Source organism: Geodermatophilus sp. SYSU D00867, assembly GCF_054050315.1.
This window is the reverse complement of sequence record NZ_JBJGZC010000016.1, coordinates 42043-55495: the sequence shown is the minus strand read 5'-3', so window position 1 is coordinate 55495 and position 13453 is coordinate 42043. Positions and strand designations below refer to the sequence as shown.

11 protein-coding genes are annotated in these 13453 nt (G+C 75.7%); 2 read left to right on the top strand and 9 right to left on the bottom strand.

What is annotated here, in order from left to right; translation table 11 throughout:
* Positions 1–1389, bottom strand: coding sequence for an NAD(P)/FAD-dependent oxidoreductase (locus ACI8AK_RS16090; protein ID WP_387992631.1), 1389 nt, complete (start codon positions 1387–1389; stop codon positions 1–3).
* Positions 1390–1523: 134 nt separating this feature from the next.
* On the opposite strand from ACI8AK_RS16090, the gene ACI8AK_RS16085 reads away from it, so the two are divergent.
* Positions 1524–2696 (top strand): PQQ-dependent sugar dehydrogenase, encoded by a 1173-nt coding sequence (locus ACI8AK_RS16085; RefSeq protein ID WP_456902592.1) that lies wholly within the window; start codon positions 1524–1526, stop codon positions 2694–2696.
* A 52-nt stretch (positions 2697–2748) separates the two neighbouring features.
* Here ACI8AK_RS16085 and gatB read toward each other — a convergent pair whose 3' ends face one another.
* The 4 genes from gatB to gatC are packed head-to-tail and all read right to left on the bottom strand — an operon-like array spanning position 2749 to position 6246.
* The gene (gene gatB, locus ACI8AK_RS16080) at positions 2749–4248 is read right to left on the bottom strand and encodes an Asp-tRNA(Asn)/Glu-tRNA(Gln) amidotransferase subunit GatB (protein ID WP_387992625.1); all 1500 of its coding nucleotides are present in this window, start codon (positions 4246–4248) and stop codon (positions 2749–2751) included.
* Positions 4245–4427, bottom strand: a complete 183-nt coding sequence (locus ACI8AK_RS16075; RefSeq protein ID WP_387992622.1) for a hypothetical protein — start codon at positions 4425–4427, stop codon at positions 4245–4247. The genes gatB and ACI8AK_RS16075 overlap by 4 nt, the downstream gene beginning before the upstream one ends.
* Positions 4424–5920, bottom strand: coding sequence for an Asp-tRNA(Asn)/Glu-tRNA(Gln) amidotransferase subunit GatA (gene gatA, locus ACI8AK_RS16070; RefSeq protein WP_456957078.1), 1497 nt, complete (start codon positions 5918–5920; stop codon positions 4424–4426). Before gatA ends, ACI8AK_RS16075 begins: the two co-directional genes overlap by 4 nt.
* Positions 5917–6246 carry an Asp-tRNA(Asn)/Glu-tRNA(Gln) amidotransferase subunit GatC gene (gene gatC / locus ACI8AK_RS16065; protein ID WP_387992616.1) on the bottom strand — a complete coding sequence of 110 codons (330 nt, stop codon included), beginning with the start codon at positions 6244–6246 and terminating at the stop codon, positions 5917–5919. The genes gatA and gatC overlap by 4 nt, the downstream gene beginning before the upstream one ends.
* 186 nt (positions 6247–6432) lie before the next feature.
* Here gatC and ACI8AK_RS16060 point away from each other — a divergent pair, with 186 nt between their 5' ends.
* Entirely contained in the window at positions 6433–7113 is a 681-nt protein-coding gene (locus ACI8AK_RS16060; protein WP_456957077.1) for an ACT domain-containing protein, read from the top strand.
* A 1-nt stretch (position 7114) separates the two neighbouring features.
* On the opposite strand, the gene ligA is transcribed toward ACI8AK_RS16060, so the two are convergent.
* From ligA to mnmA, 4 genes are all read right to left on the bottom strand, one after another.
* Positions 7115–9265 (bottom strand): NAD-dependent DNA ligase LigA, encoded by a 2151-nt coding sequence (gene ligA / locus ACI8AK_RS16055; RefSeq protein ID WP_456957075.1) that lies wholly within the window; start codon positions 9263–9265, stop codon positions 7115–7117.
* A 58-nt stretch (positions 9266–9323) separates the two neighbouring features.
* Positions 9324–10352 carry a methionine synthase gene (locus ACI8AK_RS16050; protein ID WP_456957073.1) on the bottom strand — a complete coding sequence of 343 codons (1029 nt, stop codon included), beginning with the start codon at positions 10350–10352 and terminating at the stop codon, positions 9324–9326.
* A 57-nt stretch (positions 10353–10409) separates the two neighbouring features.
* The gene (locus ACI8AK_RS16045) at positions 10410–12221 is read right to left on the bottom strand and encodes a bifunctional metallophosphatase/5'-nucleotidase (protein ID WP_456902587.1); all 1812 of its coding nucleotides are present in this window, start codon (positions 12219–12221) and stop codon (positions 10410–10412) included.
* A gap of 164 nt (positions 12222–12385) precedes the next feature.
* Complete coding sequence (gene mnmA / locus ACI8AK_RS16040) at positions 12386–13453, bottom strand: tRNA 2-thiouridine(34) synthase MnmA (RefSeq protein ID WP_456957072.1); 1068 nt, start codon at positions 13451–13453, stop codon at positions 12386–12388.

The window sequence follows — 13453 nt, the reverse complement described above, 5'->3', positions numbered from 1 at the left end:
CTAGGAGGCGCCGGCGGCGACCTCCGGGCCGGGAACCGCCTGCGGGGCGAGGCCCTGGGCGGTGGCGATGCGCGCGTCCTCGGGCCGGACCACCGACAGCTGGGTGGACTCCGGCGGCAGCACCGTCTGGAACAGCCAGTCGGCCGCGACCCGCACCCGGTTGGCCATCGCCGGCATCGCGTAGAGGTGGTAGCCGCGGGTGACGACCTTGGCCAGCGGCCCGGTCAGGGGCACGCCCAGCGGCCGGGCCACGGCGTCCCAGCCGCCGAGGTCGGCGACCAGGCCGAGGTCGCGGTGCCGGTACCGGCGGGGCCGGCCGACGCCGAGGCTGGCGGCGACGTTGCGGCCGAGGACGGCGCCCTGCCGCTGGGCGTGCTGCGCCGTCGGCGGGGTGTCCGGCAGCTCGCCGTCCTGCTCCCCGGCGGCGAGGTCGGGGACGGCGGCGGCGTCGCCCGCGGCCCACACGCCGGGCGCCCCGGGGACGGCGAGGTCGGGGTCGACGGCGAGCCGGCCCCGGCGCAGCGGCAGCCCCAGCCGGCCGACGAGGGGGTGCGCGACGACCCCGGCGCCCCACACCAGCGTGCGGGTCGGGATCGTCTCGCCGTCGGTGAGGACGACGGCGTCCTCGTCGGCGGAGACCACCGACGTGCGCAGCCGGACGTCGACGCCGCGGCGGGCGAGCACGTCCAGTGCGCGGCGGCCGAGCTCGGGGCCCAGCTCCGGCAGCACCGCCGGCGCGAGGTCGACGAGCACCCACCGCACCTCGGCGGCGCGGGTGCGGTCCCACCGGCTCTCGATCCGGCGCAGCCAGCGCTGGGTCTGGGCGACCACCTCGGTGCCGGTGTAGCCCGCGCCGACGGCGACCACGGTGAGCCGCGCGGCGCGCTCGGCCCGGCCGGCCGGGGTGTCGGGCAGGGCGTCGGCGAGGTCGAGCTGCTCGAGCAGGTGGTCGCGGAGGAACACCGCCTCGACCAGCGTCTTGAGCGCCCGGCCGTGCTCGGGGACGCCGGGGACGGGCACCTGGCGGGTCACCGCGCCCGGGGTGAGCAGGAGCCGGTCCCACGCCATCGCCGTCGGGGTCCCGTGCGCCGGCCGCAGCGTGAGCGACCGCGCGGCCAGGTCGACCTCCTCGACCCGGCCCAGGACCAGGCGCACCCGGGGCAGCAGCCGCCGCAGCGAGACCGCGATGTGCCGCGCCTCGACCACGCCGGTGGCCACCTCGGGCAGCAGCGGGCTGTACAGCAGGTAGTCCGTCGGCGTGACCAGGACCAGGTCGGCGGCGTCCGGGGGGAGCAGCCGCTGCAGCCTGCGCAGGGCGGTGAGTCCGGCGAAGCCGCCGCCGACGGTGACCACCCGCGGCCGCCCGCCGCCGTCTCCCGCGATCCGCATGCCGGCCTCCGCTGCTCGCCCGGGTGAGGACGGCAACCTACCGGGGACGGGCACCGCTCCGGGGCGCTGCGCGCGTGCCGGAGCGGTGCCCGGCGTGCGGCTGCCGGTGGCGTCGCGCCCGTACTGTGGAGCGGGTGAGGCGGCAGCGGGGACGGCGCGGCGCCGCGGCGGGCTGCGCGGTCGCCCTGGCGCTCGTGCTCGCCGGCTGCGGCGAGGACGGCTACGAGCCGGCCGGGCCGTTCCGGCCGCTGCCCGAGGGGGCGCCGCCCGAGGTCGGGCCGCCCACCGAGTCCTCCCCCGCGCCCTCGCCCGGCGACCCCGCGGACCCCGGCTCCGGCACCACCGCCGGCGACCCGAACGTCGTCGCCACCGACCTGCTGGTGCCCACCGGGCTGGTCGTGCTGCCCGACGGCAGCGCGGTCGTGGGCGAGCGCGAGACCGGCCGGCTGCTGCACGTCTTCCCCGACCGGTCGCCCGCGCAGGAGCTCATGGTCCTGCCCGGCGTCGACACCGGCGGCGACGGCGGGCTGCTCGGCCTGGCGCTGTCCCCCACGTTCGACGAGGACGGGCTCTTCTACGCCTACGTCTCGACGGCCACCGACAACCGCGTCGTCCGCTTCCCGCTCGGCGGCACGCCCAACCCGGTGCTCACCGGCATCCCCCGCGGCGAGGTGCACAACGGCGGCGGGCTCGCGTTCGCCCCTGACGGCACCCTGTTCGTCGGCACCGGCGACACCGGCAACCCGGCGCTGGCGCAGGACCCGGCCTCGCTCGGCGGCAAGGTGCTGCACGTCGACGTCTTCGGCCAGCCCGCGACCGCCTCGGGCCCCGTGTACAGCCGCGGCTTCTCCGACGTCACGGCGGTCTGCCCGTCCGGCGACGAGGCGGGCACGCTCTACGCCGTCGACGAGTCCTCCGCCGGGCCCGACGAGCTCAACGAGCTGGTCGAGGGCAGCGACCACGGCTGGCCGGCCGCGGGCCCCGGGACGATGGCGCCGCTGTTCGAGGTCGGCAACGCCGAGGGCGGCCTGGGCGGCTGCGCCGCCGCGGGGACCACGGTGTTCCTCGGCGCGCTCGACGGCCAGCGGGTGCACGTCGTCCAGCTCGACGGCGACGGCGGGGTCAGCGGGGACCCGACCGAGCTCATCAGCGGCCGCTACGGCCGGCTGCGCACCGTCGTGCTCGACAGCGAGGGCGCGCTGTGGGTGACCACGTCCAACCGGGACGGCATCGGCGCCCCCGCCGAGGACGACGACAAGGTGCTGCGGATCCTGCCGCCGTCGTCGACCGGCTCCTCCCCCGTGTGACCGTGCACTCCCGCGGACCCGCACGGTGCGGATCCGCGGGAGTGCCCGCAGGTCAGCTGCCGAGGACGCGCTCCTCGAGCATCCGGCGCACGGTCGGGGCGTCGGCCTGGCCGCGGGTGGCCTTCATGACCTGCCCGACCAGCGCGCCGAGCGCCTGGACCTTGCCCGAGCGCACCTTCTCCACGACGTCGGGCGCGCCGGCGATCGCGGCCTCGACGGCGGCGACGAGCTCGTCGGACTCCCCCATCACCGCCAGGCCCCGGGCCTCGACGACGGCGCGCGGGTCGCCCTCGCCGGCCAGGACGCCGTCGAGCGCCTGACGGGCCAGCTTGTCGTTGACGGTGCCCTCGGCGACCAGCGTCGTCAGCTCGGCGACCTGGGCCGGGGTGACGGCGAGGTCGGCGAGCTCGACGCCGGCGTCGTTGGCCCGGCGGGCGAGCTCGCCCAGCCACCACTTGCGGGCGTCGGCCGGCGTGGCGCCGGCGGCGACGGTCTGCTCGACCAGCCCGAGCGCCCCGGCGTTGACCAGCCAGGTCATCTCGGTGGCCGACAGGCCCCACTCCTCCTGCAGCCGGCGGCGGCGGGCGGCGGGCAGCTCGGGCAGCCCGGCGGCCAGCTTCTCCACCCACTCGGCGTCGGGCGCGAGCGGCACGAGGTCGGGCTCGGGGAAGTACCGGTAGTCGGTCGCCTCCTCCTTGCTGCGGCCCGGCGAGGTGCTGCCGGTGTCCTCGTGGAAGTGCCGGGTCTCCTGCAGCACCCGCCCGCCGGCGTCGAGGACGGCGGCCTGCCGGCGCATCTCGTAGCGCACCGCCCGCTCCACCGACCGCAGCGAGTTGACGTTCTTGGTCTCGGTGCGGGTGCCCCACTCCAGGCTGCCGATCGGCGCGAGCGAGGTGTTGACGTCGCAGCGCAGGCTGCCCTGCTCCATCCGCACGTCCGAGGCGCCGAGGGTCTGGATGATCTCGCGCAGCTCGGTGACGTAGGCGCGGGCGACCTCGGGGGCCTTGGCGCCGGCGCCGGCCACGGGGCGGGTGACGATCTCCACCAGCGGGATGCCGGCGCGGTTGAAGTCGACCAGCGAGTGGTCGGCGCCGTGGATGCGGCCGGTGACGCCGCCGACGTGCAGGTTCTTGCCGGTGTCCTCCTCGAGGTGCACCCGCTCGATCTCCACGCGGTAGGTCTCGCCGTCCACCTCGACGTCGAGGTGCCCGGCGGTGCACAGCGGCTCGTCGTACTGGCTGGTCTGGAAGCCCTTCGGGATGTCCGGGTAGAAGTAGTTCTTCCGGGCGAAGCGCGACCAGGACGCGATCCGGCAGCCCAGCGCCAGGCCGATCCGGATGGTCGACTCGACGGCGGTGGCGTTGGCCACCGGCAGCGACCCGGGCAGGCCGAGGCAGACCGGGCAGGTCTGGGTGTTGGGCTCGGCGCCGAACGTCGTCGAGCAGCCGCAGAACATCTTCGACTCGGTGCCCAGCTCGACGTGGGTCTCCAGGCCGATGACCGGCTCGTAGCGGGTGAGGACGTCGTCGAGGTCGACGAGGGGCTCGGTCACGGGGTGGGCCCTCCCTTCGGGGTGGTGCTGCGGCCGGTGACCCAGGCACCGAGGCCGGTCAGCACGCCCAGGACGATGAAGACGGCGAAGACGGCCCTGCCGGTGACCAGCCAGAGCACCAGGCCGGCCAGGACGACGAAGGCCACCAGGCCCCAGGCGGCCTTGAGCGGGCCGGTCACGCGGCACGCTCCGCGAGCCGGTCGGCGAGCGGCGCGCCCTGGGCCGCCTCGACGGCGGCGGCCACCCGGTAGCAGCGGTCGTCGGCCAGCGCCGGCGCCATCACCTGCAGGCCGACCGGCAGCCCCTCCGACAGCCCGCACGGCACCGAGATGGCCGGGACGCCGGCCAGGCTCGCGGGCAGCGTGCACAGGTCGGCGGCGTACATGGCCAGCGGGTCGTCGACGCGGGCGCCGATCGGCCAGGCCACCGTCGGGCTGGTCGGGCTGACCAGCACGTCGACGCCGCCGTCGAAGGCGGCGGAGAAGTCGCGGGTGATGAGCGAGCGCACCTTCTGCGCCTGGCCGTAGTAGGCGTCGTAGTAGCCCGCCGACAGCGCGTAGGTGCCGAGGATGATCCGGCGCTTGACCTCGGCGCCGAAGCCCTGCTCGCGGGTGAGCGCCATGACCTCGTCGATGTCGCGGGTGCCGTCGTCGCCGACCCGGATGCCGAACCGCATGCCCTCGAAGCGGGCCAGGTTCGACGACGCCTCGCTCGGCGCGATCAGGTAGTACGCCGGCAGCGCCAGCCCGAACGACGGACAGGAGACCTCGTGCACCTCGGCGCCGGCCGCCTCCAGCAGCGCGACCGACTCGGCGAACCGCTCGAGCACGCCGGCGTCGTAGCCCTCGCGCGCGCCCTCGCCGCCCAGCTCCCGGACGACGCCGACCCGCAGGCCGGACAGGTCACCGCCGGCGCCGCGGCGGGCGGCCTCGACGACGGTGGGCACGGGCGCGTCGATGCTCGTGGAGTCGCGCGGGTCGTGACCGCCGATCGCCTCGTGCAGCAAGGCGGCGTCCGCGACCGTGCGGGCCATCGGGCCGGCCTGGTCGAGGCTGGAGGAGAACGCGATCAGGCCGTAGCGCGACACCGAGCCGTAGGTGGGCTTGTGGCCGACCAGCCCGGTGACCGCCGCGGGCTGGCGGATCGAGCCGCCGGTGTCGGTGCCGAGCGCGAACGGGGCGAGCCGGCCGGCCACCGCGGCGCTGGAACCGCCCGAGGAGCCGCCGGGGATGCGGTCGCGGTCCCACGGGTTGCGGGTGACCTTGTAGGCGGAGTTCTCGGTGGACGAGCCCATCGCGAACTCGTCCATGTTGGTCTTGCCGAGCAGCACCGTGCCGGCCTCGTGCAGCCGGGTGGCGACGGTGGCCGAGTACGGCGGTCGCCAGCCCTCGAGGATCCGCGAGCCGCTGGTGGTGGGCACGCCCTCGGTGACGAAGACGTCCTTGAGCGCGACCGGGATGCCCGCGAGCCCGGTGCCGGCGGTGCCCGAGGCGTCGATCTCGCCGGCCCGCCGCAGCGCGGCCTCGGCGTCGACGTGCAGGTAGGCGCCGAGGTCGCCGTCCTCGGCGGCGATGCGGTCCAGGTGGGCGCGGGTGACCTCGACGGCGGAGGTCTCGCCGGCGGCGAGCGCGCTCTGCAGCGCGGTGACCGGCAGGGCGGTGAGGTCGCTCACTCCTCCTCCCCCAGGATGCGCGGCACGCGGAAGCGGCCGTCCTCGGCGGCGGGCGCGCCGGCCAGGACGGCGTCGCGCGGCAGGCACGGGGTGGCGACGTCGTCGCGCAGCACGTTGGTCAGCGGGACGGCGTGGGTCATCGGGGCGACGTCCTCGACGTCGGCGCGCTGCACCTGGGCCACCGCGTCGAGGACCGCGCCCAGCTGGCCGGCGAAGCGGTCGAGCTCCTCGTCGGTGACGGCCAGCCGGGCCAGCCGCGCGAGGTGCGCGATGTCCTGGCGGCCGAGGGCGGGCGACGCTCCGCGGTCGGGCGTGGTGGGGCTCATGCTGGGGGAGGACTCCTGTCGTCGGCGCCGGCCGGCGCCAGGGACGCAACCTGTTCACTGTACGTGGGGACGGTGGGGCGCCGGTCCGGCCGGGCGCGGTGCTCGACCCCGGGCTCCGCATGGGGGAAGCTGCTCGGACCCACGATCGACGGAGATCGGCTCACCTCGTCGCCTGCGGAGGCACCCGTGTCCTATCTCCTGCGGCTGGTCGTGCCCGACCGTCCCGGTCTGCTCGGCGCGGTGGCGACCGCCCTGGGCACGGCGGGCGTCGACATCGTCTCGGTGGACGTGCTGGAGCGCGGCAACGGCGTCGCCGTCGACGACGTCGTGGTCGACCTCCCGCCCGGCCGGCTCCCGGACAGCCTGATCACCGCCGTGCAGTCGGTGCCCGGCGTCCAGGTGGAGACACTGCGCCCCTTCGCCGGGCCGCTGGACACCCACCGCGAGCTCGACCTGCTCGAGGGGCTGGCGCGGGCGGCCGAGTCACCCCCGCCCACCCTCGCGGTCAAGCTGCTGGCCGCCGAGCTGCCGCGGGTGTTCCACAGCGGCTGGGCGGCGGTGCTGCACGCCGACGGCGACGGCGGCTGCGAGACGCTGGCCGCCTCCGACGCGGCACCGGCGTTCGAGGGCATGCGGCTGCCGTGGCTGCCGCTGTCCTCGCCGCGGCTGCTGCCCAGCGAGGACGACTGGCTGCCCGAGCGCTGGCGGGAGATGGCCGTCGAGATGATGGCCGCGCCCTTCGGCGACCCGCACACCGCCGTCGTCCTGGGGCGCTCGGGCGGGCCCGCCTACCGCCGCTCGGAGCTGCTGCGGCTGACCCACCTCACCGGGATCGCCGCCAGCGTCGCCCACCTGCCCCCGGCCTGACTCACTCCCCCGCCGGCTCGCTCCCGTCGCCGATCGTCGCGACCGCGCGGGCGGCCTCGGGCCCCTCCTCGAGCAGCACGCGCAGGCCGTCGTCGTCGAGGATCGGCGCCTTGACCTGCACGGCCTTGTCGTACTTGCTGCCGGGGTCGGCGCCGACCACCACGAAGCCGGTCTTCTTCGACACCGACCCGGTCACCTTGCCGCCGCGCTCCTGGATCGCGGCGATCGCCTGGTCGCGGCTGTAGTCGCGCAGCGACCCCGTGACGACGACGGTGACGCCGGTCAGCGGCCCGGGCGGGGTGTCCTCGCCGGCGTCGGCCAGCTTCACGCCGGCCCGGCGCCACTTCTCCACGACCTCGCGGTGCCAGTCGACGGCGAACCAGTCGCGCACCGAGCGGGCGATGGTCGGGCCCACGCCGTCGGCGGCGGCGAGCTCCTCCTCCGACGCCTCGGCGATCCGGTCCAGCGAGCGGAAGTCGCGGGCCAGCGCCTGGGCGGCGGTCGGCCCCACGTGCCGGATCGACAGGGCCACGAGCACCCGCCACAGCGGCACGTCCTTGCGCGCCTGCAGGTTGGCCAGCAGCCGCTGCCCGTTGGCCGAGAGCGTGCCGTCCTTCTTGGTGAAGAAGTCGGTGCCGCGGAGCTTCTCCTCGGTGAGGTCGAAGACGTCGCCCTCGTCCTCGAGCAGGTGCTCGGCCAGCAGCGCGATCGCGGCCTCGTAGCCGAGCACCTCGATGTCGAAGGCGCCGCGGCCGGCCACGTGGAAGACGCGCTCCCGCAGCTGCGCCGGGCAGGACCGGGCGTTCGGGCAGCGGATGTCGGCGTCGCCCTCCTTCTCGTGCCGCAGCTCGGTGCCGCACTCGGGGCAGTGCGTCGGCATGACGAACTCGGTCTCGTCGCCGGTGCGCGCGGCGACGACGGGCCCGAGAACCTCGGGGATGACGTCGCCGGCCTTGCGGATGACGACCGTGTCGCCGATGAGCACGCCCTTGCGCCTGACCTCGCTGGCGTTGTGCAGCGTGGCCAGCTGCACGGTGGAGCCGGCGACCTTGACCGGCTCCATGTAGGCGAACGGCGTCACGCGGCCGGTGCGCCCGACGTTGACCCGGATGTCGAGGAGCTTGGTGGTGGCCTCCTCCGGCGGGTACTTGAACGCGATCGCCCAGCGCGGCGCCCGCGCCGTCGAGCCCAGCCGCCGCTGCAGCGCGACCTGGTCGACCTTGACGACGACGCCGTCGATCTCGTGCTCCACCGAGTGCCGCTGCTCGCGGTAGCGCTCGACGTAGGCCCACACCGCCTCGAGGTCGTCGACCACCGCGAACCGGTCGCTCACCGGCAGGCCGAGCGCGCGCAGCCGCTCGTAGGCCTCCGACTGCCGCTCCGGCTCGAAGCCGCGCCGCGCACCGAGGCCGTGCACCACCAGCCGCAGCGGCCGGGAGGCGGTCACCCGCGGGTCCTTCTGCCGCAGCGAGCCCGCCGCGGCGTTGCGCGGGTTGGCGAACGGCGGCTTGCCCTGCTCGACCATGCCGGCGTTGACGTCGGCGAAGGCCGCCGTCGGGAAGTAGATCTCGCCGCGCACCTCCAGCAGCGCGGGCACGTCGTCGCCGGTCAGCTGCTGCGGGACGTCGGCCATCGTGCGCACGTTGGGGGTGACGTCCTCCCCCGTCGTCCCGTCGCCGCGGGTGGCCGCGCGGACCAGCCGGCCGTCCTCGTAGACCAGCGCGACCGCGACCCCGTCGACCTTGAGCTCGCACAGCCAGCGCACGCCCGCCCCGGCGTCGCGGGTGACCCGCCCGGCCCACGCCGACAGCTCCTCGGCGTCGAAGACGTTGTCCAGGCTCTGCATGCGCTCGAGGTGCCGGACCGGGGCGAAGGTGGCGGTGAACCCGCCGTTGACCTTCTGGCTCGGCGAGTCCGGCGTGACCAGCGCCGGGTGGTCGGCCTCGATGGCCTTGAGCTGGGCCATGAGCTCGTCGTACTGACCGTCGCTGACCAGCGGCTCGTCGCGCACGTAGTACGCGAAGGCGTAGCGGTCGAGCTCCTCGGACAGGTCGCGGTGGCGCGTGCGCGCGTCGTCGGGGACCTCGGTGAGGTCCTCCCGCTCGGCGACCGCGGCGACGTGCGGGGTGTCCAGCTCGGCGTCCGTGCTCACGCGGGCACGGTATCCGCCGGGTCTGACTCCGGTGCCGGTCCGCCCGATCGGGTGTCGGTCACTCGGGCAGCAGGTACCGCGCGGCCTCGCGGACGTGGGCCATCGCCGCCCGCGCGTGGGCGGGGCTCGCGCCGGCCAGGCCGCAGGCCGGGGTGAGGGTGACCGCCTCGTGCAGCGTCTCGGCCGGGAAGCCGAGCTCGCGCCACCAGGCGCGCAGCCGCGAGGCGGTGGCCTTCGGCGCCGGCAGCGGCGCGTCGGTCCCGGGGACGACGCCGGGCAGCAGGTGGGTGCCGGCCTCGACGGCGGCGCCGACGGCGTCGAGGTCCTGGACCAGCCCGAGGTCGAACGACAGCCCGGCCGCGCCCGTGGCGCGCAGCAGGTCCAGCGGCGCCCGGTTCGCGCAGCAGTGCACGACCACCGGGACGGGCAGCGCAGTCACGACCGCGGCGAGCTCCGCCTCGACGTCGGGCGCGGCGACGGCGGGCAGCCGGCCGAAACCGCTCGCCGTCGGCAGCGCGCCCTGCAGGACCGCCGGCAGCGAGGGCTCGTCGAGCTGGACGACGACCTGCGCGCCGGGCACCCGCGCGGTCACGGCCGCGACGTGCGCGGCGATGCCCTCGGCCAGCGACTGCCCGAGGTCGCGGCGGGCGCCGGCGTCGACGACGGCCCGCTCGCCGCGCTCCCGCTCGAGGCCGGCGGCCAGCGTCCACGGCCCCGCGGCCTGCACCTTGAACGGGCCCCGGTGGCCGCCGGCGACGTCGTGCAGGGCGTCGAGGTCGCGGGCGAGGAGCTCCTGGGCGCGGCGCAGGTCCCGGCCGGGGCGCGGCACGAGACGCCAGCCGGCGGGGGTCAGGTCGACGGCGAGGTCGACGAGGAGGGCGGCGCTGCGGCCGAGCAGGTCCGCACCCGCGCCGCGGGCGGGCAGCTCGGGCAGGTGCGGCAGGCCGGGCAGCTCCCCCAGGACGACCCGCAGGGCCTCGACCGGGTCGGTGCCGGGCAGCGACCCGACGCCGGAGGCCGGCCCCCACGGTGCGGGAGCCGGCCTCGGGTCGGTGCCGGTCGGGTCGGGCTCGGTCGGGGTGGCCACGGCGGCGACGGTAGTACCGCCGCCGCCATGACCGGCCGGGCCCGGACGGTGCGTCGGTCAGACGGGCAGGCCGTGGTTCGCGGCCGGCGGGCTGACCGGGGACTGCGTCGCGAAGTACGCCACCAGGGCGTCGACGTCGACCGGGCCGGTGACCGGGTCCGTCCCGCCGGTGAAGGCGTCGAAGCGGTCACCACCGGTGACGAGGAACGAGTTGGCGGCGACCCGGTACGGGGCGTTCGCCGAGAGCACGGTGCCGTTCAGCGTGATCGAGCTGTCGACCACCCGGTCCCCGTAGGGCCGGGTCAGGTCGTACCGGTAGCTGAACCCGGCCGAGGTGCCCAGCACCAGCTGGCTGTTGCGCGGGCCCCCGCCCAGCTGGAACTGCTGCTCCAGCACGTCGTCGATCTGCGCGCCGGTGAGCGTGATCGCGTTGACCGTGTTGCCGAAGGGCTGGACGGCGAACAGCTCGCCGTAGGTGACCTCACCGGCCTCGATGTTGGCCCGCACGCCGCCTGGGTTCATGAAGGCGATGACCGGGTTGCCGAACTGCGCCTGCTGCAGCGCCACCCGCTGGGCCTCGGCGACCAGGTTGCCGATCGGCTGCTCGGCGCCGCGCTGGCTCGAGACCGAGTTGCCGATGAACGCCGTGGCCGAGCCGACGACGACGTTGCGGGACTCGGCAGCGCGGGCGTTCCAGTAGTCGACGATCGACTGCACCTCGGGGTCGGCGGCCTCGCGGGTCACCGGCACGTTGGTGGCCGAGTAGGTCGCGGTCCGCACGACGTCGCCCGTGCTGCGGCTGATGGTGAGACGGATGTCGGTGACCAGGCGGCCGTAGTAGCCGGCCTGGGTCACCAGGCGGGGCTTGCCGCTCGGGTCGTCCAGGCGGCAGTTGTAGGCGTTGTGGCTGTGCGCGCTGACGATCAGGTCGACTGCCGCGGAGGTGCGGGCGTTGATGTCGACGATCGGGCCGGTCAGCCCGGTGCAGCTGTTCGCCGTGGTGGTGGCGGCCGGGTCGGTGACCGCGCCGCCCTCGTGGACGAGGACGCCGATCGCCTCGATGCCCTGGCGCTGCAGCTCCGGCACCCACTGGTTGATCGCGTCGGCCTCGTCGATGAAGGTCACGTCCCGGACGCCGTCGGGCGAGACGATCGTCGGGGTGGTCTCGGTGACCACGCCGATGAGCGCGAACCGCTGGTTGGCCGGGGTCTGGAAGACCTGGTACGGCGGGAGCATCGGCCGGCCGGTGGCGTTGTCGATGACGTTCGCGGCCAGGTAGGGGAACTCCGCGCCGTGGAAGGCGTGCTCGCCCTCGCCGAAGCAGCCGTCGACGCCGGGGGTAATGCCCTCGCACGCCTCGACGTCGTCGCTGTAGGTGCCGTCGGTGGCGCCGGAGATGCGGCGCAGCTCCTCGGTGCCCCGGTCGAACTCGTGGTTGCCCACGGAGGAGACGTCCAGGCCCATGGCGTTGAGGGCCTCGATCGTCGGCTCGTCCTTGTAGACGCTCGACTCGAACGACGAGGCGCTGACCAGGTCGCCGGCACCGACGAACAACGACGTCGACGGGCCCTGGGTGGTGTCCTTGAACGTCGACTGCAGACGCTCCACGGTGGCGGCGATCTGCGGCGCGCCGCCGACCGGCACGGTGACGTCGTCCGAGGTGCCGAGCTTGCCGTCCGCACCGGGCGCGGTCGCCAGCGAGCCGTCGGCCCCGGTCTGCGGCGTGATCCGGCCGTGGAAGTCGTTCATGGCCAGCAGCTGGACGGTCACGTCCTTGGGCGCGGCCTGGGCCGCGCTCGGGACGGCCACGAGACCGGCCGTGGTCGCCACCGCGACGGCGGCGGCGAGGGAGAAGCGCGTTCGGCGCAAGGAGTCCTCCGGAGGACATGCGGAGCGGGCCACCGGAGACGGTGGCCCGGGCGGGGTCGTGAGCCGAGCTACCTAGCCGTGCTCAGGAAGCGGCTCGGACGACACGGTAGGTGACGGAGGGTTCCGACACCAGATCCTCCGGGTGACGATCAGGTGTCCGGCGGTCAGCTGCTGACGGTCCCCTGACCGAGCACCAGGTCGCCCCGCTCCGGGTCGGGCGCGTAGAGGACGGCCGACTGCCCGGGCGCGACGCCGCGCTGCGCCTCGTCGAGCGCGATCACCAGGCCGCCGTCGGGACCGGCGGTCACCGTGCAGGGGACGGCGGTCGCGTGCGCCCGCAGCTGCACCTCCGCGCGCAGCGGGAGCTGCGGTGCCGCCCCGGTCCACGTCGGCCGGCCGGTGCGCACCTCGGCGACGCCGGCGAGCTCGGCGGTCCCCACCGTCACGGTCCGGGTGACCGGCTCGATGGACAGGACGTAGCGCGGCCGCTGGTCGCCGACGGCGATGCCCAGCCCGCGCCGCTGCCCCACGGTGAACCCGTGCGTGCCCTCGTGCGTGCCGACGGTGGCGCCGGTGGCGGCGTCGACGACCGGCCCGGGCGCCGTCCCCAGCCGCCGGGTGAGGAAGCCGCGGGTGTCGCCGTCGGGGATGAAGCAGATGTCGTGCGAGTCCGGCTTGGTCGCGACGGCGAACCCGCGCTCGGCGGCGATCGCGCGCACCCGCTCCTTGGTCATCGACCCCAGCGGGAACACCGCCCCCGCCAGCTGGCGCGGGGTGAGCACGCCGAGCACGTAGGACTGGTCCTTGGCCGCGTCCACCGACCGGCGCAGCCGGCCGCCCTCCAGCCGCGCGTGGTGGCCGGTGACGACGGCGTCGAAGCCGAGCGCCAGCGCCCGGTCGAGCACCGCGGTGAACTTGATCTTCTCGTTGCAGCGCAGGCACGGGTTGGGCGTGCGGCCGGCGGCGTACTCGGCGACGAAGTCCTCGACGACGTCCTCGGTGAACCGCTCCGCGAGGTCCCAGACGTAGAACGGGATGCCGAGCTCGTCGGCGACCCGCCGGGCGTCGTGGGCGTCCTCGACGCTGCAGCAGCCGCGGGCGCCGCTGCGCAGCGTCTGCCGGTCCGGCGAGAGCGCGAGGTGCACCCCGGTGACGTCGTGGCCGGCGTCGACCGCCAGCGCCGCGGCGACCGCGCTGTCCACTCCCCCGCTCATCGCGGCGAGCACGCGCAC